Here is a 19227-nt window from a genome sequence, read left to right as displayed (position 1 = left end):
TGTTGGTTTGGGGGTTGTTTTCGTGGGGGGGGGCTTGTTTCCCCCCCCCCCCCCCCCCGCGCCGGGGGGTTTATTTATTTCTGCGGGCCGGGGGGGGGGGGGGGGGCGCCCCCCCCCCCCCCCCCACCGATCCACAGAGTTATCCACAGCTTGACCGGTATCCACAGCGGTTATCCACAGCACGAAAACGACTTTGAGTCTGATAAGGGTATACAGTGACCGATTCTCCCGAGTCCACACCGAACGAGCCCGAGGTCCCCGCCGAGGCCATCGCCGCCGTGGTCGCACACGACCGGATCGAGCCGGTCGGGCTCGAGGTGGAGATGCAGCGCTCCTACCTCGACTACGCGATGAGCGTCATCGTCGGTCGTGCGCTGCCGGACGTCCGGGATGGGCTCAAGCCGGTCCACCGCAAGATCCTCTACGCCATGTTCGACTCCGGCTACCGACCGGACCGGGGCTACGTGAAGTGCTCCCGCGTCGTCGGCGACGTGATGGGCCAGTTCCACCCGCACGGCGACTCGGCGATCTACGACGCGCTGGTCCGGATGGCGCAGCCCTGGTCGCTGCGGTACCCGCTTGTCGACGGCAACGGCAACTTCGGCTCGCCGGGTAATGATCCGGCCGCCGCGATGCGCTACACCGAGTGCAAGCTCGACCCCCTCGCGATGGAGATGCTGCGGGACATCGACGAGGACACCGTCGACCTGCAGGACAACTACGACGGCCGGGCCAAGGAGCCCACGATCCTGCCGTCGCGGATTCCGAACCTGCTGGTGAACGGCTCCGAGGGCATCGCGGTCGGCATGGCCACCAAGATTCCGCCGCACAACCTGCGGGAGATCGGCGCGGCGGTGCAGTGGTGCCTGGAGCACCCGGAGGAGGACGAGGAGACCACCCTTGAGGCGCTGCTCGGCATCGTCAAGGGTCCGGACTTCCCGACCCACGGTCTGATCGTCGGCACCACCGCCATCCAGGACGCGTACCGCACCGGTCGCGGGTCCATCCGGATGCGCGCCGTGGTGGAGGTCGAGGAGGACAAGCGGGGTCGGCCCTGCCTGGTCGTCAGTGAACTGCCCTACCAGGTCAACCCGGACAACCTCGCCGAGCGGATCGCCGAGCTGATCAAGGAGGGCAAGCTCGCCGGGATCGCCGACATCCGCGACGAGTCCTCCGGGCGTACCGGCATGCGGATCGTGCTGGTGCTCAAGCGCGACGCGGTCGCCAAGGTCGTGCTGAACAACCTCTACAAGCACACCCAGCTTCAGGAGACCTTCGGCGCCAACATGCTGGCCCTGGTCGACGGGGTGCCGCGCACGCTCAACCTGGCCCAGTTCATCCGCTACTACGTCGAGCACCAGATCGACGTGATCCGCCGGCGGACCGCGTACCGGCTGCGTAAGGCTGAGGAGCGGGCGCACATCCTGCGCGGTCTCGGCAAGGCCCTCGACGCGCTGGACGAGGTCATCGCGCTGATCCGGCGTTCGCCAACCGTGGACGACGCCCGCCAGGGCCTGATCCGGCTGCTGGAGATCGACGAGATCCAGGCGACCGCGATCCTCGACATGCAGCTGCGCCGGCTCGCCGCCCTGGAGCGGCAGCGGATCGTGGACGATCTGGCCAAGCTCGAGATCGAGATCGCCGACCTGAAGGACATCCTCGCCAAGCCGGAGCGGCAGCGCAGGATCGTCTCGGAGGAGCTGGGCGAGATCGTCGCCAAGTGGGGCGACGACCGGCGTACGCAGATCATCCCGTTCGACGGCGAGGTCTCGATGGAGGACCTCATCGCCCGGGAGGACGTGGTCGTCACGATCACCCGGACCGGGTACGCGAAGCGGACCAAGGTCGACCTCTACCGCTCGCAGCGGCGCGGTGGCAAGGGCGTCAGCGGCGCCACGCTGCGGCAGGACGACATTGTCAGCCACTTCTTCGTATGCTCCACCCACGACTGGATTTTGTTCTTAACGAACAAGGGCCGCGTCTACCGGGCCAAGGCATACGAGCTGCCGGAGGCCAGTAGGGTAGCCAAGGGCCAACACGTGGCCAACCTGCTCGCCTTCCTGCCCGACGAGCAGATCGCCCAGATCATCGAAATTCCGAACTACCAGGTAGCCCCCTATCTGGTACTGGCCACGAAGAACGGCCTGGTGAAGAAGACGCGGCTCGAGGAGTTCGACTCCAACCGTTCCGGCGGAATCATCGCGATCAACCTGCGCGATGAGGACGAGCTGGTCGGTGCTGCGCTGGTGGCACCGGAGAACGACCTGCTGCTGGTCTCCAAGAAGGCACAGGCGATCCGGTTCAACGCCTCCGACGAGGCGCTGCGGCCGATGGGCCGGGCCACCTCGGGCGTGATCGGCATGCGCTTCACGGACGACGATGTCCTGCTCGCCATGGAGGTCGTCCGGGACGGTCGGGACGTCCTGGTGGCCACGAACGGGGGATACGCGAAACGCACCCCGATCGAGGAATACCCGGTGCAGGGCCGGGGAGGTAAGGGCGTGCTGACTGCGAAGATCACCGAACGGCGCGGTGGTCTGGTCGGTGCCGTGGTGATCGACCCGGACGACGAGCTGTTCGCGATCACCAGCAACGGTGGTGTCATCCGGACTCCGGTGAAGCCTGTACGCCGTACACGTGACCGGAACACAATGGGGGTCAAGCTGATGGACCTCCCGGACGGCGTGACTATCGTGGCGATTGCTCGCAATGCCGACGAGCCTGACGAACAGGACTAGTTGAATGACGGAGACACAGGCGAAGTCGGGGAACACGGGGACCTCGGCCAACCCGGTCGACGAGGAGGCCGCCAAGAGCGGCACACCAGCGACCGGCCGCGCGGCCGTGGGCCGGGCTACGGTTCCCGCCGACGCGCCTGCCCCGAAATTCACCCGGGCTCCCGGTATGACACCACCACCGGAGCAGCCCGGCGAGGACGGCGGCTCGGGCGACAACAAGGCGGAGAAACCCGCTGCCGAGGCGCCGGCGTCCGCCGGCCCAGCCCCGGCGGCGGCCGCCCCGAGCCCGGCTCGACCGACGACCACCCAGCCGATCAGCACCCGGCCGGGTCAGGCGACCTCGACCGGTGCCACCGGCACCCAACCCCGGATCATGCCGGGCATGACGCAGCCGCAGCCGGATTTGGGTCGTACCTCCGCTGCCGGCCGTCCGGCGAGCGGCGGCGGCCTGCCTCCGGGGATCGGCAACGCGTCCGCCGTCGGGGCCGCTCGCGTCGGTGAGGCGGTACGCGCCGCGCGTAGCTCGGTCAGTTCGGCGGCGTCCCGCGGGCCGCGCCGGGCCCGGCTGAACCTCAAGCGGATCGACCCCTGGTCCGTGATGAAGTTCGCGTTCGCCGTCTCGGTGGTGCTCTTCATCGTCGTGGTGGTCGCCACCTCGGTGCTCTACCTGGCGTTGGACGCGATGGGTGTGTTCCAGAGCGTCAACGACAGCCTGAGCGACCTGGTCAACGCCGGTGGTGGGCAGAGCACCAGCGGCTTCCAGATCACCGCCAAGGGCGTGATCCTCAGCTCGGCGCTGATCGGCCTGGTCAACGTGGTGCTGTTCACCGCGCTGGCCACGCTGGGAGCGTTCGTCTACAACGTCTGCGCCGACCTGGTCGGCGGCATCGAGCTGACCCTCGCCGAGCGGGACTGAGTGACCGGGACGCCGGGACACCGCAAAATTGCGGTCGCTCCGGCGTCCCGTACTCGGGTAGGTTTCACGGTGTCGACGGCCCGGCTCGCGGGGCCGACCCCGATTTGGGGCCGGCCAAGCGGATGGGTTAATCTTGCTCGTCGCAACACGGGGCTATAGCTCAGTCGGTTAGAGCGCAGAGCTGATAACTCTGAGGTCGCTGGTTCGATTCCAGCTAGCCCCACCGAATGTCGTCCGACGGTAGTCGAGCGCGAGGGGTCGCCCCATGATCAAGAAGCTGCTGATTCTGGCTGGCGTCGTCGGCGTGGCCGCCGTCGTCTACAGCAAGGTCAAGGCCTCCAACGACGAGCGTGCGCTGTGGCACGAGGCCACCACCTCGCCTGACCTGCGCTGACGCCCGGCCTGCGGCGAACGGTTCATCGACTGCCGCGGCCACCACGGGGCCCTAGCTCAACTGGCAGAGCACTGCCTTTGCAAGGCAGGGGTTAGGGGTTCGAGTCCCCTGGGCTCCACCAGCACTTTCCTTGGTTGACCTCGGCCCCGAGTACAGCCAAGCGGTCACACCATCTCCTCTTGGCCGAGAATCCGGTCAATGGCTGAGGCAGCCTGACGAGCCCGCGTCGGCAGGACATGGCCGTAGGTGTCGGCCGTCATCCGGATCGTGGAGTGCCCGAGCAGTTCCATGACGGTCCGCAGATCCTCCACCTGGTCGAGCAGGAACGTGGCGAAGGCGTGCCGCAGGTCGTGCAGGTGCGCTCTCGCCGTGCGGGAGCTTCGAGCCGCCGACATCGACTGGTCCACCGAGGAGGACGACCTCGCAACCGCCGTCGAGGAGTTGCGAGTCGATCTCGCCAACTCCCTGGCCGGTGTCGTGGACATCAGCAGGCTCGCGGACGGCATCCCGGGGGTGGAGTTCCGCGGCGGCCTCTGCTGGGCAGAGCAGGCACCGGCCCGCGACCCGTTCCGGACGATGGGGTAGTCGCGGCCGAGCCGGTGGGCCCGATTTGCCGTTGGCGTGGGGTCGCCCCGAAAAGCGTGATGCCTCTGCGGCATCAATATGTCTCTGAGACATCACGCTCGAACCAGCGACAGCCACAGCCACAGCGGCTCCCTCCAAGCGGCCGGGCGATGGTCAGCCCTGGGATTCGGCCGGTTTGGCGTCGCCGGCCGCCGGCTCCGCGTCATCGCCCGAAGGGTGCCCGTCCCCCGCCGACGGCAGGTTCTCCATCAGCCTGGTGAGCGCGCCGTTGGCGAAGGTGGCGCCGAGCGCTGACCCGGCTCCGATGGTCCAGCCGACCGGCCCGAGAGGCGTACAGCCGAAGAACTGACTGAGCCCCGGCGTCTGCACCACCACGACCAGCACACCCAACGAAGCCGCCGTGGACGCCAGCACCGCGGGGCTGGTGCCGCCCGCCAGGATGGTCTGGCCGAGTTGGGTGCCGACCAGCGAGACGAGAGCGACCGTTCCGGCCCGCTGCCGGCGGCCGGTGTACCGGGCCAACGTCCATCCGGCTGTCGCGCCCAGCGTGGTGGCCGCCGCACGCAGCCCGATCTCCCGGGTGAGAGTCGCGCCGAGGGACGCGTCCGGACCCTCCTTGAGTAGTCGGTCGGCGCGGTCCGCGGCAGGCGGACGGACCGCGATGGCCAGCGCCGGTGCCAGGTCGGTGAGGAGGTTGACGAGCAGGAGTTGTCGTCCGGTGAGCGCGGAACGGCCGGTCGCGGCGGCGCTCAGGACGCTGAACGCGATCTCGCCGAGGTTGCCGCCGACCAGGATGCTCAGCGCGTGCCGTACCGACGACCACATGGCCCGACCTTCGACCAGGGTGGCGATGATGGTCTCCAGCCGGTCGTCGGTGACCACCAGGTCGGCGGCGGCTCGGGCTGCTGGCGTGCCCCGCTTGCCGAGCGCGATACCCACGTCGGCCAGCCGGATCGCTGGCGCGTCGTTGGCGCCGTCGCCGGTCATCGCCACGGTCCGCCCGCACTTCTGCAACGCCTGGATGATCCGTACCTTGTGCGCGGGGGTGCAGCGGGCCACCACGTCCGTGCTCGCCAGCCGTTCGGCGAGCGCCTCGTCGTCCAGCTGGTCCAGCTCACCTGCGGTGACCACCCGCTGCACGTCGTGCTCGCTGATGGTGGCGGCGATCGCCTCGGCGGTGGCCGGGTGGTCGCCGGTGATCATGATGGTGTGTACGCCGGCCTGCCGGATGCGGCGTACCGCTGGCGCGGCGCTCTCCCGAACCCCGTCGGCCATGGCGAGGAAGCCCACGAAGGTCAGATTCCGCACGTCGCCGTCGGTGACGTCCGGGCCGTCGACGGTGCACTCGGCGACGGCCAGGATCCGGTGCCCCGAGCCGGCCCGATCGGCCAGCATCTGGTGCAGCTCGGCGCGGCCGGCGTCGTCCAGCGGCTCCTGACGACCGTCGGTGCGTCGGGCCGCGCAGCGCGGCAGCACTGTCTCCGGTGCGCCCTTGACGCTCAACAACAGGTGACCGTCGGTCTCCCCGACGCTGGCGTGGTAACCACGGGACGGCTCGAACGGCAGCCCACCAGCCGCTCGCCAGCCGGCGGCGCCGGTCTGCTCCACCACCCCGGCCGTGGTGGCGCCCCGCCGGACCGCCCGGTCGGTCTGCAACGCCAACTCCTCCGGGTTGGCCGCCGCGGGTGTCGCCCGCAGCGCCGCAGCCAGCGTCAACCGGAGTCGGTCGTCCAGCCGGTCCACCGGCGCGTACAGGTCGCCGACGCCGTCACCGACCCCGGCGAGCAGCAACTGGCCCTCGGTGAGGGTGCCGGTCTTGTCGAAGCAGAGCACGTCCACCCGGCCCAGCGCCTCGATCGTGCGCGGATTGCGGACCAGGGCCCCGTGCTCGGCCAGCCGTCGGGCGGCGGCCAACTGCGCCGCGCTCACCAGAAACGGCAACCCCTCCGGCACCGACGCGACGGCCAGGTTCGCGGCGGTCGCCGCCGTCTCCCGCAGCGGTACGCCGCGCAGCAGGCCCGCGCCGGCCACCGCGATCGCCGAGCCGGCTGCCAACGGAATGGCGGCTTTGGTCAACGAGCCGAGCCGGGCCTCCACCCCGCTCGTCGGCGGCGCCTGCCGGACCAGCGCCAGGCTGCGACCCGCCTCCGTGCCGGTGCCGGTCGCCACCACCACGGCAGTGCCGTGGCCGGCGGCGATCGTGGTCCCGTCGTAGAGCATCGAGTGCCGGTCGGCGACGTTGGCGGCCACCACCGGGCGGTCGGTCTTCGCCACGGGCAGCGATTCACCGGTCAGCGAGGACTCGTCCGCCTCCAACCCCACCGATTCGAGCACCCGGCAGTCGGCGGGCACCGAATCCCCTGATTCGACGACGATGACGTCCCCGGGCACCAGGTCCTCCGCGGCGATCACCCGCTCGGTGCCGTCCCGCCGGACCCGGGCGGTCACCGCCGAGCGGGACAGCAGCTCGGCCAGTGACCGTTCGGTGTTGCGTTCGTGCACCGCCCCGATCAGTGCGGAACCCCCCACCACGCCGCCCACCAGCGCGGCGTCGACCAGTGAGCCGAACGACGCCGAGAGCACCGCCCCGGCGGCGAGCACCGGGGTGAGCGGATTGGCCAACTCGTCCACGAAGGCGCGCAGCAGGCCGCCGGACGGGGCGTTGTCGCCGGGCGTACCGTCCCCGCTCTGCCGGCGGGACGCCTCCGCGCTGCCCAGACCGTCCGGCCCGGTGCGGAGCCGTTCCAGGACCGCGTCGACCGGCATCAGGTGCCAGGCTGTCTCCACCGGCGCCGGGGTGTCCGTCTGGTCCGGCACCCGGCCGGCCCGCCACACACCGTGGGCGAAGGCGAGCGCCGCCGCGCCGTTCACCGATGCCAGCGACCGTAGGGGCAGCTGGGTCGGTGGGGCGGTGAGTGCCCCCAGCGTGCCGAGGCCGGCGCCGGCCAGGGCCAGCCGGATGTTCTGCCCGGCCATCCGTCGGGCCACCCCGGCCGCCTCCACGAGCAGCGCCACCACCCGCAGGTCGGTGCCGACCAGCAGGTGTGCACCCCACGGTGGCAGGTCGTCCGGCCCGCTCAGGCCCAAACCGCAGTCGGAGGCGGCGAGCCCCGCCCGGTTCGCGGACACCAGCATCACCACCGCGCCGTCGCGTTGCAGTGTCCGCACGGAGTCGGCCACCCGGTCACCGCCGGGGAGCACGGCGTCGGCGAAGCCGTACCGCTGATCGTCCGGGCCGGCGATCACCAGTCGCAGCCCGGCGTGCCGGGCCGCGGTCGGCAGGCCGTCGACGCCCGGCGCGGGTTCCGGTTCGACGCGCAGCAGCGCGGCCAGCCGGTCGCCGTGCGCCAGGCCGAGCAACTGACCGCCGGACGATCGCAGCCGGCCACTGTCCGGTGTGTCGCCCGGATCGGCGGCGTGCAGCTGCTCCAGTGGGCCGAGTCGCCAGCCGTCGGCCTCCCGTGACCCGTCCGGTGCGCTCGGGTCGAAGAGTGTGAACGCCCGCTCCGCCACCTGGTCCACGTCGGCTCCCGGCAGCGGTGCCAGGTCGGTGAGGACACCCCGGTCGGAGCCGAGTACGGCGGCGTCGAGCACCAGCGTGTCGATCCGGTCCAGCTCCCGCAGCACGCTGCGGTCCATGGCGATCACGCCGCGGCGGGCCAGGATCCGGCCGAGCTGGGCGGCGTACCCCTCGCGGCCACTGCCCGGGGCCTTGGGCAGTGCGGAAAGGCCGACCGAGGCGGCGCGTTTGTGCCCGGCGAACGGCATCGCCGCCACGCCGCCCGCCACGCCGGCGATCAGCGAGCGGTTGACGTACCGCTCGATCGGGCCGTCCGGCTTTGGCCGGGGACGGTCGCTGACCTGCCACCGTGCGCAGGCCCGGTCCGGGTCGCCGGTCAACCGTGGCTCGGCTCGCTGCCAGGCCTGCAACTGTGCTCGGGCCTCGCCCCACTGCACGATCCGCTGTGCGCCGTCCAGCACGATGCCGATCCAGCCACCGGTCAGGCCCTGCACCACCGCCTCGGTGAGTGGAAACAGCACTTCGGCGCGAGGGTCGGCGCGGAGCCCCCGGTCGGCCAGCGCGTGCAGCTTCGGATGCAGGTCCACGGCGCCGACCAGCCCGACCACCTCACCGGGCACCGGCGTGAGCGGCAGGATCCGGGTCGCCGCGGAGATGGTCAGCCCCAGCACGTCGGAGGCCAACGCCCCGAGGGTGCGCGGCGTACGCGGCCCCTCCGCGGGCGGGTGCGGCGGTGGGACCTCCGGATCGGGTTCGTGATCGCAGGTCCGTTCGATCCGTTCGATCGCCGTGATCAGGTCGCGCAGCTCGGGCTCCGGTGTCCGCACCGCGACCACCACCCGGCCCGAGGGCGCGTTCACCCGGGCCCAGGCGACCCCGGGCAGCCCTTCCAACGCGTTCTCCACCTGCCGGGCCAGCTTGTCGCCGCCGGGTTGGCAGACGCCGTGCACCTCGATGTGGTGCCGGCCGGGCAGGGAGCGCACCTTGCGGCGGGTCAGGCCGGTCAGCCGGGCCAGCCGGGTCGCGGTCGGGCCGACGGTGCGGGACGCCGCACCGACCAGGTTCGGCACATTGACGGACGGCAGCAGGCGGCCGGCGGCGCGACCCACCGCCGTCATCGAGGCGTACGGCCGGAGGGGTGCCGACCCAGCTCCCTACCGCCGCTGCTTCTGCCGTCGGCCATCTTCGCCCTCCCGCTGCCTCGGATACGGGCGGCTGGCTTCCCGACGTGGCGTCCGTTATGCCCTGCGAGGAGGGGAAGTTTCCGCAGCGCGGCGTCGGGGCGAGAGGCGGGTCACCCCGGTTGACCTCAATCCGGGTTGAGGTCGCAGGCTTGGTCCATGCCGAGTAGAACGCCCCCGACCCTCTGGACGACCGACGATCCGACGGCGGGCCGCCGGTGACCGCCACCGCTGTTGCGCCGGAGTCGGGACTGTGGGCACCCCGGCTGCGGGCCATGACCGTGGGCAGCGTCGCGCTGATCTCGCTTGTCGCGTTCGAGGCGCTCGCAGTCGGTACGGCGATGCCGACGGTGGCGCGCAGCCTGGACGGTCTCGCGCTGTACGGGATCGCGTTCGGCGGGGCGTTCGCCGCCAGCGTGATCGCGATGGTGGTGTCCGGCATCTGGTGTGACGCGCGGGGACCTCGGGCGCCGATGTGGCACGGCGTGGCCTGGTTCGTCGTCGGATTGGTGGTGGCCGGAACGGCACCGGTGATGGGTCTGCTGGTCGTCGGCCGGGTGGTGCAGGGCTTCGGCTCGGGCCTGCTCTCGGTGGCGCTGTACGTGATCGTCGCTCGGGCGTACCCGGAGGAGTTGCATCGGCGGATCTTCGCGGCGTTCGCCGCCGCGTGGGTCGTGCCGTCGCTGGTCGGCCCGGCGCTGGCCGGTCTGATCGTCGAGCACCTGGGCTGGCGCTGGGTGTTCCTCGCGGTGCCGGCGGTGGCCGTCCCAGCGGTGTTGTTGATCCACCCCGGCCTGCGGTCGTTCGGCAGTACGGCCGTGAGCCGGGTGCCAGCCGGGGCGGTGGCCCGGATCGCCTGGGCGTGCGGGGCGGGGGCGAGCGCCGCGCTGTTGCACATCGGGGGACAGCAGCGCGGCGTCACCGCCCTGGTGTTGGTCACCCTCGCCGTGGCCGGCCTGCTGGTCAGTGCTCCCCGTCTGCTGCCTGCCGGGTTCCTGCGGGCCGCCCGAGGGCTGCCCACCGTGATCGGCCTGCGCGGCCTGGCCTCGGCGGCCTTCGTCGGCGCCGAGGTCGTCATCCCGCTGCTGCTCTCCCGGGAACGCGCGTTCTCGCCGACGGCCGCCGGGCTGGTCCTCACCGTGGGGGCGTTGGCCTGGTCGGTAGGTTCGTGGGTGCAGGGCCGTGTTCCGGTGCCCGCCTCCCGGGCGAGCCTGCCCCGCGCCGGGCTGACCTTCATCACGGTCGGCATCGCCACGGTGGCGCTCGCCGTCCAGCCCGAGGTGCCGGTGGCCGTGGTGGTGCTGGGCTGGGCAGCGGCCGGCGTGGGCATGGGTCTGCTCTATCCCTCGCTGTCGGTGCTCACCCTGGAGTTGTCCGCCCCCGGCGAGCAGGGCCGCAACAGTTCGTCGCTGCAACTGGGCGACTCGCTCTTCGCGGCGACCGTGCTGGCGCTCACCGGCGCCGTGCTGGCCTCCGGAAGCGCGCCGGGCCGGGGCAGTTACACGGTGACCCTGGTGGTGGCCGCCGGCCTGGCGTTGGTCGGTGCGCTGTTGGCCGGCCGGGTGGTGGTGGGCGGACGTACGCGGCCGGGTGGGTGATCCACCCGGATTCGACGGTGTGACGCCCGGTCGGGCCGGGAGGATGGCGGGCGATGAGCTTCCTGACCGTCCTGCCACTGGCCGTGGTGGTGGCCGCCGGGACGAAGTTGGTCGTGGCGGTCTTCCTCGCGTCGTCGGACCGGCCTCGGGCCGCTTCGCTGGGGTTCCTCGCCGGTGCGGGGCTGGTGGTGGCCGCCGGAGTGACGGTGAGCTGGCTGCTGACCCGGTGGCTGGGTGGGCTGGCCGCCGACGCCAGCGCCGTCGCGGGCAGGGCCGACCGCGGCCGTGTCATCGACGTGGTGGTGCTCGTCCTGCTGGTGAGTCTGGCCGTGGTGGTCTGGCTGCGCCGAAACCGGGCCGGGTCGGGCCGGTGGCTGGGCAGCATCGGGCACGCGAACCCGCGCTCGGCGCTGCGAATGGGCGCGCTGCTCGTCGTGGTGGCACCCACCGACGATCTGACCCTGGCCGCCGTCGGTGCGAGCGTGGCCCGGCGTGACCTGCCGTGGTGGCACCTGCTGCCGTTCGTTCTGGTCACGGTGTTCCTGCTGGCGTTGCCGCTGCTGGCGTTGCTGGTGCTCGGCGATCGGGCGACCCGGGTGCTGATGGATATGCGGCGGTGGGCCGAGGGGCACGCGTGGGTGGTCAACGAGGTGGTGATCGCGTTCTTCGGGCTGCTCACCGTCCTGGACCTGGTGCGCTCGGGATGAGCCGGGGCGAGTCGTGGAGTGAGCCGCCGCACATCAGGTCACGTGTCGTCCCTGAGCGCCGTCATCTGCCATGGCGAGGGACGGGAGGACGAAGATGAGGGTTCTGGTCACCGGAGCGGGTGGTCATCTGGGTCAGGCGGTGCTGGCCCGGCTCCGCGACGACGGGGTGGACGTCCGGGCCACGAGCCGGCGGTCGCGTACCGCCTCCGACGTGCAGTGGGTGGTGGTCGACCTGGCCACCGGGGACGGGTTGGCCGAGGCGGTGGCCGGGGTGGACGCGGTGCTGCACCTGGCGTCCTCGCCCCGAGGGAAGACCCACCAGGTGGACGTGCTGGGCACCCGTCGGCTGGTGGTGGCCGCCGCTGCGGCAGGCGTCCAGCACCTGGTCTACATCTCCATCGTCGGGGTCGACCGGGTGCCGATTCCGTACTACCGGCACAAGCTCGGCGCCGAGCAGGTGATCGCGGCCGGGCCGGTGCCGTGGTCGGTGCTGCGGGCAACCCAGTTCCACCAGTTCCTGGACGACATGTTGGCGACCAGCGCACGGCTGGGCCCGGTGATCGGTGACCGGGCGGTGCTCGCCCAGCCGGTCGACCCGGGCGAGGTGGCGGCCCGGCTCGCGGCCCGGCTGGTCGCCGGCCCGCTGGGCGGCATCGAGGAGTACGGCGGCCCGCAGGTGCTCCGCTTCGACGAGGCGGCCCGTGCCTGGCGAGAGGCCCGGGGCGGACGCCGGCCGCTGCTGCCGGTGCGGATTCCCGGCCGGCTCGGCCGTGAGCTACGCGCCGGTGGCCTGGTCACCGAGGCCCTGCCGCGCGGCGTACGGACCTGGGCCGATCACCTCGCCGACACGTACGGGGGAACCGGGCAGAGATGAGACGGATACCGGTTCACGTTCGCCTTACGGTGACGCCATGTTCTCCGTCGTCATCACCGTGATCCTTTATGTCGCTGGCTTCGTCTTCCTCTACGGCGTGATCCGGCTGGGTGTCCGGCACGCGTTGGAGGACCTGGAGCTGCAACGGGCCAAGGCCCAGCGCGAAGAGGAGTTGGCGGCAGCCCGTGACCGCTCCTTCATGCGCGATAACGCCTTCCTGTCCGGCAGCTGAGTCGCAGCCCGGTGCAGTCCGACCAGGTGGCGTCGTGGGACGGCTCGGAGGTCGCAGGGCCGTCTGACGCGACGGGTGCGAGGATCGCACCCGTGATGGGAACGCTGAAGACTGAACCGGCCCGTACCCGCCTGGACCTGCTCGCCGCGCCGGTGGCGGAGGCCATCGCCCAGTGGCCCGCCGAGGCGCCGGTGGACGTCGACGACGTGCTTGTCGCGCCGATCGACGCCGACCTCGCCGACACCTCGGCCTTCTGCGCCGCGTACGAGGTGGGGCTGGAGGTGTCGGCCAACTGTGTCGTGGTGGCCGGCAAGCGTGAGGGTGTGGTCCGCTACGCCGCCTGCGTCATCCTGGCCACCACCCGGGCCGACGTGAACGGCGTGGCCCGGCGGGCGTTGGACGTGCGCAAGGCGAGCTTCGCCCCGATGGACGACGCGGTCGAGTTGACCGGCATGGAGTACGGCGGCATCACGCCGATCGGGCTGCCGGCCCAGTGGCCGATCCTCGTCGACGCGCGGGTGATCGCCACGCCGCATGTGATCATCGGTTCCGGCGTACGGCACAGCAAGATCGCGCTGCCGGGGCCGGCGCTGGGCGCGCTGCCCGGCGCGCAGGTCGTCGAGGGCCTGGCCAGACCCGCCTGACCAGCCACCGGCGTCGATACCGTTGCACGTGAAACATCGCGTCGGTCGATGCGCCGGCTGCCGGCTCAGTGGGCTGCGGACTCCCGCTGCTCGACCTCGGCCAGCGCGGCGAGCAGCGTCTGCGTCTCCTGTGCGCCGGAGACCGCGTACTTCCCGGCCAGGACGAAGGTCGGCACGCTGCTGATGCCCAGGTCCCGCGCGGTGGCCAGCTGGGCGGTGATGTCGGCGACGCGCTCGTTGGATTCGAGGAACCGGCGTGCGTCGGCGGCGTCCAGGCCGATCTCACCGGCGAGGGTGGCCAGTGCCTCCCGCGAACCGATGTCGACGCCCTGGACGAAGTGCGCCTGGTAGAGCGCCTCCACCATCTCGGCGGCCCGCCCGTGGTCGGTGGCGTAGGAGACCAGCCGGTGCGCGTCGAAGGTGTTGGCGATCAGCGCGCGGTCGAAGTCCAGTCGCAGCCCGTCGCCCGCCGCGACCTGGGTCACGTGGTCGAACATCTGCCGTGCCCGCTCCGGCCCGCCGAACTTGGCGGCCATCGCCTCCACCGTCGGGCGGGGCTCGGGCACCGGTGACGGGTCGAGCTGGAACGGCCGGTAGCGAACCGTCACCTCGCCCTCGTACTGGGCGAGAGCCTCATCCAGCCGGCGCTTGCCGATGTAGCACCACGGGCAGACGACGTCGGCGTAGATCTCGATCTCCATGATCGGTGACAACCGCCCGATCAGCCCAGTTGTTCCCGGACCTGCCGCTTGAGCCGGCCCAGGATCGCCGTGCCGCCGCGTACGCGCAGCGGGCTGATCGCCTGCGCCAGGCCCATCCGCTGATAGAGGTCGTCCGGAACGGCCAGCACCTCCTCGGCGCTCGCGCCGGCCAGTCCTTCGGCGAGGATCCCGGCGAACGCCCGAGTGGTCGGCGCCTCCGGCGGGCAGTCGAAGAGCGTGTCGACGACCCCGTCCGGCGTCACCCGGGCGCGCAGGAAGAACGCCGTCTGGCACTCCGGCACCTGCTCCATGCCCTCGCGCTCGGGGGCACCCTCGGGCAGCGGCGGGATGACGTCCGCGTACTCAAGCAGCATCTCCAACACCAGGTCGCGGGGCGCGGCGGCGAACTCGTCGACGATCTCGGCCAGTCGGGCCGGCATGTCAGCCATGCGTCGAGGCTACCGCCGCCAGGGTGGGAGCCCTTGCGCTACCCGAGACGATCGGAAGGGCCCCTCCCCGGCAGGTCAGGCGGTCGAGGACTGCTCGCTGATCTCACTGAGGGCGCTGGTGGGGTCGAGCTGCATGGCCAGGTCCCCGAGCGAGACGATCCCGACGAGCTTGCGGTCGCTGTCGCAGACCAGCACCCGCCGGATGCCCCGGTCCCGCATCAGCGCCGCCGCCTCGCCCGCCGTGCAGTGCTGCTCGATCATGACCACCTCGCGGGTGACGATCGAGCCGATGCTGGTGGCCGCCGGTGAGCTGTTCTCGGCCACCGCCCGGACCACGATGTCCCGGTCGGTGAGCATGCCGGCGAGGGTGGCGCCGTCGGTGACCACCACGTCGCCGATGTCCGCCTCCTTCATCACCTTGGCCGCCTCGTCCAGGGTGGTCTCGGCCGGCAGGTACACGACCTGCTTGGTCATCACGTCACTGACCCGGTAACCGGTCATGAGCTCCTCCGAAGACGTTTTCACCCGATCGAACTGCGGTACCCCGTCACGTGGTGGCTACACCAGGTTCCCACGTTCGCTGTGTACTTCGTGGACGATGCGTTCCACCAGTCCTTCCAGCGGCAGTTCGACGCGGCTGTCGCCGACCCGCTCACGCAACTCCACGTACCCGTCGCTCAGGCGGCGACCGACCACGACGCTGCGCGGGATGCCGATCAGCTCGGCGTCGGTGAACTTCACCCCGGCCGAGACGTGCGTCCGGTCGTCGACCAGCACCCGCACGCCGACGGCGGCGAGGCGTCCGCCGAGCTCCAGCGCCGCGTCGAGCTGCGGCCCCTTGCCCGCGACCACCAGGTGTACGTCGCACGGCGCGACCGCCGCCGGCCAGCGAAGCCCTCGGTCGTCGTGGTGCTGCTCGGCGATCGCCGCAACCGCCCGGGACACCCCGATGCCGTAGCTGCCCATGGTGGGCCGGACCGGCTTGCCCTCCGGGCCGAGCACGTCGACCGCGAACGCGTCGGTGAACCGGCGGCCAAGTTGGAAGATGTGCCCGATCTCGATGCCCCGCCGGATGGTCAGCTCGCCGTCGACGCAGTCGGGGCAGGGGTCGCCGGCGCGTACCTCGGCCGCCTCGATTGTGCCGTCGGGCGTGAAGTCCCGCCCGCAGACCACGCTGGTCGCGTGTCGACCCGGCTCGTTCGCGCCGGTCAGCCATGCCGAGCCGGGCACCACCCGAGGATCGACAAGGTAGCGGACGCCCAGCTTGTCGAGCCCCTGCGGGCCGATGTAGCCGCGTACCAGCTCCGGATGCTCGGCCCACTCCTCGAAGACGGCGACCTGGGCCGGGTGCAGCGCGGCACCTACCCGCTTCAGGTCGACCTCCCGGTCACCGGGCAGCCCGATCATCAGGGGTTCGGCCCGATCGGCGCCCGGCTGGCGCACTGTCAGCACGACGTTCTTGAGGGTGTCGGCGGCCGTCCAGTCGTCGCGGCCGCCCAGCCGTCGGGCGTTGGCCAGCTCCACGAGGCTGGCGATCGTCGGGGTCTCAGGGGTGTCGTGCACCTCGACGGCCGGCTGTGCGACCGGATCGCCGGCGGCCGGCGCCCGCGTGACGACCGCCTCGGTGTTCGCCGCATAGTCGCAGGCGGTGCAGCCGACGAAGGTGTCCTCGCCGACCGGCGTCGCCGCCAGGAACTCCTCCGACGCCGAACCGCCCATCGCGCCGGACATGGCGTGCACCACCGTGTAGTCCAGGCCCAGCCGGTCGAAGATCCGCTGGTACGCCGCCCGGTGCCGCGCGTACGCCTCCCGCAGGCCCGCGTCGTCCAGGTCGAAGGAGTACGCGTCCTTCATCAGGAACTCTCGCCCGCGCAGCAGACCGGCCCGGGGCCGCGCCTCGTCGCGGAACTTCGTCTGCACCTGGAACAACGTCAGCGGGAAGTCCCGGTACGAGGTGACCAGGTCCCTGACCAGCAGCGCCGCCAGCTCCTCGTGGGTGGGTGCCAGCAGGTGGTCGGCGCCGCGCCGGTCGGCGAGGGTGAAGATGTCGTCGCCGTACTCCGCCCACCGGCCGCTCGTCCGGTACGGCTCGGCGGGCAGCAGGGCCGGGAAGTGCACCTCCTGGTCGCCGATCGCGAACAACTCGCTCCGCACCACCTCGGTGATCCGGTCCAGCACCAGCTTGCCCAGCGGCAGCCAGGTGTAGCCGCCCGGTGCGGCGCGACGGATGTAACCGGCGCGCAGCAGCAGCCGATGGCTCGGCACCTCCGCGTCGGCCGGATCCTCGCGAAGGGTCCGCAGCAACAGGGTCGACATGCGTAGCAGCATCCGCGCAGCCTAGAACGGGTGCCTCGAAAACGGCGATCCAATTCGTTGCCCGGGATCACCCCTCGCCGGGAAGTCGGCCCGCGCAGCGCACGTCCGGATCGGTCAGCGGTCGCCGGGGCATCATCCAGTCCAGGGCGGTCTCCTCCACGGGCCAGCCGCGCACCGACACCAGGCTGTAGGGCACCGCCGCCGCCTGCGGGCAGAGGACCTGCGACCGGACCTGACCGTTCGGCAGGAAACGTACGCCGGCGGTCTGGTCCAGCACGATCGTCGACGTGTCGGTGACCGTGATGAGCGCCCCGAGCACCACCTCCGTGCCGACCTCGCCGGCCGGGGGCGCGGCGGGCGCGGTGGCCCCGGCGTCCGGGGCGACCTCGACCGCGTCCGCCTCCTTCGGCGCCACCTCGATCGCGGCCGTGGGCAGCAGCGGCACCCGGAGGAAGACCGCCCCCATCACCACCGGGAGCACGGCGGCGACCGTGAACGCCAGGCCGTGGGTAAGCGCCGGGGCGATCCAGCCGGGGATCGGGCCGGTGAGCAGCACGGTGGCGGCGGGCGGCACCGCCAGCAGTGCGGCCGTGGCCAGCTCGCCCTCCTGCACCGCCGACCAGATCGCCGGGCCCAGCACGCTGTACGCCAGGACCGCCGCCGCCAGCGGCAGCGCCACACTGACCAGCAGGATGCGCGTCGGCTCCTGCGGGTGCAGGTAGCGGGTGCGCAGCGCGAGCAGCCAGAGACCGAGCATCAGCAGCGATGGCAGGAAGCGGAGCTGCCAGGTGAGCGCGCCCAGCGCGACCGCCGCGGTGAGCACCCAGCCGGGGGTACGGGCCGTTCCCGAGGCCAGCAGCGAGCGCTCCGGGTCGAAGCGGTCAGGGGCGCTGAGTCGGAGCAGCCGGCCGAGCACGCCGAACGTGAGCACGACCACGGGGAACGCCCACACCAGGGCGATCAACAGGGCGCTGAGCAGGCCGAGTGGGCTGACGTACTGCACCAGCAGCAGCATCGTGGACATGTCCTGTCGGCTGAGCTGCCACAGGCGCAGCACCAGGAGCAGGACGGGGAACGCGGGAAGTAGGGTCAGCAGCCACTGCTGCGCCTGCCGCGCCCCCGCCATCCGGCGCGGTTGGCCAGCGTCGGCGGGGTCGCTGGCGATCCGGGGTGCGCCGGGGTGGGCAGCGCGATCCTCTCCCACGGCCACTGTCGCACCTCCACCTTCCGCGCCTCGGGCTGCTGCTGTTCCGCGACCGGCTGCGGGAGGTTGTATCCCTGCTGCCAGCGGAGGTTGGCGTTGTACGCGTTCTCCCAGGTCGAGTCCTTCTCGTCGTGGGCCGAGACGTAGAGCGCGAGGTCGACCAGGTCACGCAGCGCCTTGTTGGGGCCGGTGTTGACACCCCACCTCTCCTGCGGGGACGAGCCGATGTCCCAGTGCTGTAGCGGCTTGACGTTGCGGAGCGTGACCGGGAAGCGCTGGCCGTCGTCGTCCGGCTGGTCGCCGGTGACGAAGCCGGCGAGGATCGCCGCGTCGGTGGTGACCGCCTCCACCGTGCCGTCGTACAGCATCTGGATGCACTCGCTGATGCGGTTGCGGCCGGTCGGCTTGGCACCGGCCTCACCGAGGCGCTGGATGGACGTCGAGGTGGTGAGCGAGCACACCGTCCGTCCGTCCAGGTCCTCCAGGCTGCTCACCTGCCCCTTGAAGCTCTTCAACGTCACCACCGACTGCTCGGTGTGCAGGTACGAGGAGGAGAACACCGCTCCCTCCTCCTCGCGCTTGGCGTTGATGCTGTACGAGGCGATGACCAGGTCGACGGTGACGAAGCCGTCGTTGTCGCGGGCCTGTCGACGCGCCCGGTCCTCGCTCTCGATCGGCAGGAACCGCACCTGGGAGTGGTCGAACCCGAGGAAGCTGGCGATCATGTAGGCGATGTCGACGTCGAAGCCCTTCCAGACGTTGTTGCCGAAGCGCTGGGAGATGCCGGGCTGGTCGTCCTTCACCCCGATGACGAGCTGCTGCTTTCCCTTCATGCCGGCCTGCTCCAGCAGTTCGTCGCGGGTCGGGGGGCCGGCGGCGAGCGCGATCGGGACCAGGGCCGCCGCCAGGACGGCCAGCGCGACCGTGAGCCCCACGAGGCGGATCTGGCGGGTCCGGGTGGTGCGCGGCGAGGTGGTCGTCGCCGGGGCCGGCCCGTCGGGGCTCGGCTCGCTTGCCTGACTCAACTAGGCCTCCCCTTGCGCGGCCCGGTGACCGGCCCTCCATTGTGGGGCCCGCAGGCGAGCCGACGCGACCCTTACCGAGCCGGATATCCGACCGCCGGTGCTGTCGTGGTCGACCCGGTCGGTGCGGTCGAGGGGATGGGCAT

General features: G+C 71.6%; 17 protein-coding genes and 2 tRNA genes. 11 read left to right on the top strand and 8 right to left on the bottom strand.

The features are described from left to right. The first annotated feature begins 215 nt into the window (after nt 1-215). From gyrA to ABZ780_RS29880, 5 genes are all read left to right on the top strand, one after another. Nucleotides 216-2738: a DNA gyrase subunit A gene (gyrA, locus tag ABZ780_RS29900; RefSeq protein WP_357003193.1), complete on the top strand. Its 2523-nt coding sequence runs from the start codon at nt 216-218 to the stop codon at nt 2736-2738. 4 nt (nt 2739-2742) lie between these two features. Beyond that, the gene (locus ABZ780_RS29895; protein ID WP_357003195.1) at nt 2743-3654 is read left to right on the top strand and encodes a DUF3566 domain-containing protein; all 912 of its coding nucleotides are present in this window, start codon (nt 2743-2745) and stop codon (nt 3652-3654) included. 149 nt (nt 3655-3803) lie between these two features. Next, nucleotides 3804-3877, top strand: a tRNA-Ile gene (locus ABZ780_RS29890). Nucleotides 3878-3919: 42 nt separating this feature from the next. After that, nucleotides 3920-4048, top strand: a complete 129-nt coding sequence (locus ABZ780_RS29885) for a DLW-39 family protein (RefSeq protein WP_357003197.1) — start codon at nt 3920-3922, stop codon at nt 4046-4048. 45 nt (nt 4049-4093) lie between these two features. After that, a tRNA-Ala gene (locus ABZ780_RS29880) sits at nt 4094-4169 on the top strand. 43 nt (nt 4170-4212) lie between these two features. Here ABZ780_RS29880 and ABZ780_RS29875 read toward each other — a convergent pair. Then, entirely contained in the window at nt 4213-4443 is a 231-nt protein-coding gene (locus ABZ780_RS29875; RefSeq protein ID WP_357488182.1) for a tyrosine-type recombinase/integrase, read from the bottom strand. Here ABZ780_RS29875 and ABZ780_RS29870 point away from each other — a divergent pair. Beyond that, nucleotides 4418-4633 (top strand): hypothetical protein, encoded by a 216-nt coding sequence (locus ABZ780_RS29870; RefSeq protein ID WP_357488181.1) that lies wholly within the window; start codon nt 4418-4420, stop codon nt 4631-4633. The two genes, ABZ780_RS29875 and ABZ780_RS29870, sit on opposite strands and share 26 nt — an antisense overlap. 153 nt (nt 4634-4786) lie before the next feature. On the opposite strand, the gene ABZ780_RS29865 is transcribed toward ABZ780_RS29870, so the two are convergent. Further along, nucleotides 4787-9271: an HAD-IC family P-type ATPase gene (locus ABZ780_RS29865; RefSeq protein ID WP_357488180.1), complete on the bottom strand. Its 4485-nt coding sequence runs from the start codon at nt 9269-9271 to the stop codon at nt 4787-4789. A 281-nt stretch (nt 9272-9552) separates the two neighbouring features. Here ABZ780_RS29865 and ABZ780_RS29860 point away from each other — a divergent pair, with 281 nt between their 5' ends. From ABZ780_RS29860 to ABZ780_RS29840, 5 genes are all read left to right on the top strand, one after another. Beyond that, nucleotides 9553-10932 (top strand): MFS transporter, encoded by a 1380-nt coding sequence (locus tag ABZ780_RS29860; protein WP_357488179.1) that lies wholly within the window; start codon nt 9553-9555, stop codon nt 10930-10932. Nucleotides 10933-10985: 53 nt separating this feature from the next. Next, complete coding sequence (locus ABZ780_RS29855; protein WP_357488178.1) at nt 10986-11639, top strand: GAP family protein; 654 nt, start codon at nt 10986-10988, stop codon at nt 11637-11639. Between the two features lie 94 nt (nt 11640-11733). Then, nucleotides 11734-12513 carry an NAD(P)H-binding protein gene (locus ABZ780_RS29850; RefSeq protein ID WP_357488177.1) on the top strand — a complete coding sequence of 260 codons (780 nt, stop codon included), beginning with the start codon at nt 11734-11736 and terminating at the stop codon, nt 12511-12513. A 37-nt stretch (nt 12514-12550) separates the two neighbouring features. Further along, on the top strand, nt 12551-12745 hold the full coding sequence (locus tag ABZ780_RS29845; protein ID WP_357003217.1) for a hypothetical protein: 195 nt from the start codon (nt 12551-12553) through the stop codon (nt 12743-12745). Between the two features lie 95 nt (nt 12746-12840). Beyond that, nucleotides 12841-13389 (top strand): YbaK/EbsC family protein, encoded by a 549-nt coding sequence (locus ABZ780_RS29840; protein ID WP_357488176.1) that lies wholly within the window; start codon nt 12841-12843, stop codon nt 13387-13389. A 65-nt stretch (nt 13390-13454) separates the two neighbouring features. On the opposite strand, the gene ABZ780_RS29835 is transcribed toward ABZ780_RS29840, so the two are convergent. From ABZ780_RS29835 to ABZ780_RS29810, 6 genes are all read right to left on the bottom strand, one after another. After that, a complete protein-coding gene (locus tag ABZ780_RS29835) occupies nt 13455-14102 on the bottom strand; it encodes a DsbA family oxidoreductase (RefSeq protein ID WP_357488175.1) in 648 nt (215 codons plus the stop codon). 8 nt (nt 14103-14110) lie between these two features. Then, nucleotides 14111-14539: a SufE family protein gene (locus tag ABZ780_RS29830; RefSeq protein ID WP_357003223.1), complete on the bottom strand. Its 429-nt coding sequence runs from the start codon at nt 14537-14539 to the stop codon at nt 14111-14113. 75 nt (nt 14540-14614) lie between these two features. Then, nucleotides 14615-15040 carry a CBS domain-containing protein gene (locus tag ABZ780_RS29825; protein ID WP_357003225.1) on the bottom strand — a complete coding sequence of 142 codons (426 nt, stop codon included), beginning with the start codon at nt 15038-15040 and terminating at the stop codon, nt 14615-14617. Between the two features lie 57 nt (nt 15041-15097). Then, the gene (locus ABZ780_RS29820) at nt 15098-16867 is read right to left on the bottom strand and encodes a proline--tRNA ligase (RefSeq protein WP_357488174.1); all 1770 of its coding nucleotides are present in this window, start codon (nt 16865-16867) and stop codon (nt 15098-15100) included. A gap of 55 nt (nt 16868-16922) precedes the next feature. Beyond that, nucleotides 16923-17981, bottom strand: coding sequence for a hypothetical protein (locus ABZ780_RS29815; RefSeq protein WP_357488173.1), 1059 nt, complete (start codon nt 17979-17981; stop codon nt 16923-16925). Next, nucleotides 17945-19084: a transporter substrate-binding domain-containing protein gene (locus ABZ780_RS29810; RefSeq protein WP_357488172.1), complete on the bottom strand. Its 1140-nt coding sequence runs from the start codon at nt 19082-19084 to the stop codon at nt 17945-17947. Before ABZ780_RS29810 ends, ABZ780_RS29815 begins: the two co-directional genes overlap by 37 nt. Between the last annotated feature and the right edge of the window lie 143 nt (nt 19085-19227).

The sequence above is a fragment of the Micromonospora sp. NPDC047467 genome (assembly GCF_040643095.1).
Classification (GTDB): domain Bacteria; phylum Actinomycetota; class Actinomycetes; order Mycobacteriales; family Micromonosporaceae; genus Micromonospora.
This window is presented reverse-complemented; position numbering and strand designations above follow the sequence as displayed.

Bases quoted from the DNA above. Each gene is read 5' to 3' on its own strand.
- ABZ780_RS29845 (WP_357003217.1), top strand. From the start codon at position 12,551: ATGTTCTCCGTCGTCATCACCGTGATCCTTTATGTCGCTGGCTTCGTC.
- ABZ780_RS29875 (WP_357488182.1), bottom strand. From the start codon at position 4,443: ATGTCGGCGGCTCGAAGCTCCCGCACGGCGAGAGCGCACCTGCACGAC.
- ABZ780_RS29865 (WP_357488180.1), bottom strand. From the start codon at position 9,271: ATGACGGCGGTGGGTCGCGCCGCCGGCCGCCTGCTGCCGTCCGTCAAT.
- ABZ780_RS29895 (WP_357003195.1), top strand. From the start codon at position 2,743: ATGACGGAGACACAGGCGAAGTCGGGGAACACGGGGACCTCGGCCAAC.
- ABZ780_RS29815 (WP_357488173.1), bottom strand. From the start codon at position 17,981: ATGGCGGGGGCGCGGCAGGCGCAGCAGTGGCTGCTGACCCTACTTCCC.
- ABZ780_RS29885 (WP_357003197.1), top strand. From the start codon at position 3,920: ATGATCAAGAAGCTGCTGATTCTGGCTGGCGTCGTCGGCGTGGCCGCC.
- ABZ780_RS29855 (WP_357488178.1), top strand. From the start codon at position 10,986: ATGAGCTTCCTGACCGTCCTGCCACTGGCCGTGGTGGTGGCCGCCGGG.
- ABZ780_RS29840 (WP_357488176.1), top strand. From the start codon at position 12,841: ATGGGAACGCTGAAGACTGAACCGGCCCGTACCCGCCTGGACCTGCTC.
- ABZ780_RS29850 (WP_357488177.1), top strand. From the start codon at position 11,734: ATGAGGGTTCTGGTCACCGGAGCGGGTGGTCATCTGGGTCAGGCGGTG.
- ABZ780_RS29820 (WP_357488174.1), bottom strand. From the start codon at position 16,867: ATGCTGCTACGCATGTCGACCCTGTTGCTGCGGACCCTTCGCGAGGAT.
- ABZ780_RS29825 (WP_357003225.1), bottom strand. From the start codon at position 15,040: ATGACCGGTTACCGGGTCAGTGACGTGATGACCAAGCAGGTCGTGTAC.
- ABZ780_RS29830 (WP_357003223.1), bottom strand. From the start codon at position 14,539: ATGGCTGACATGCCGGCCCGACTGGCCGAGATCGTCGACGAGTTCGCC.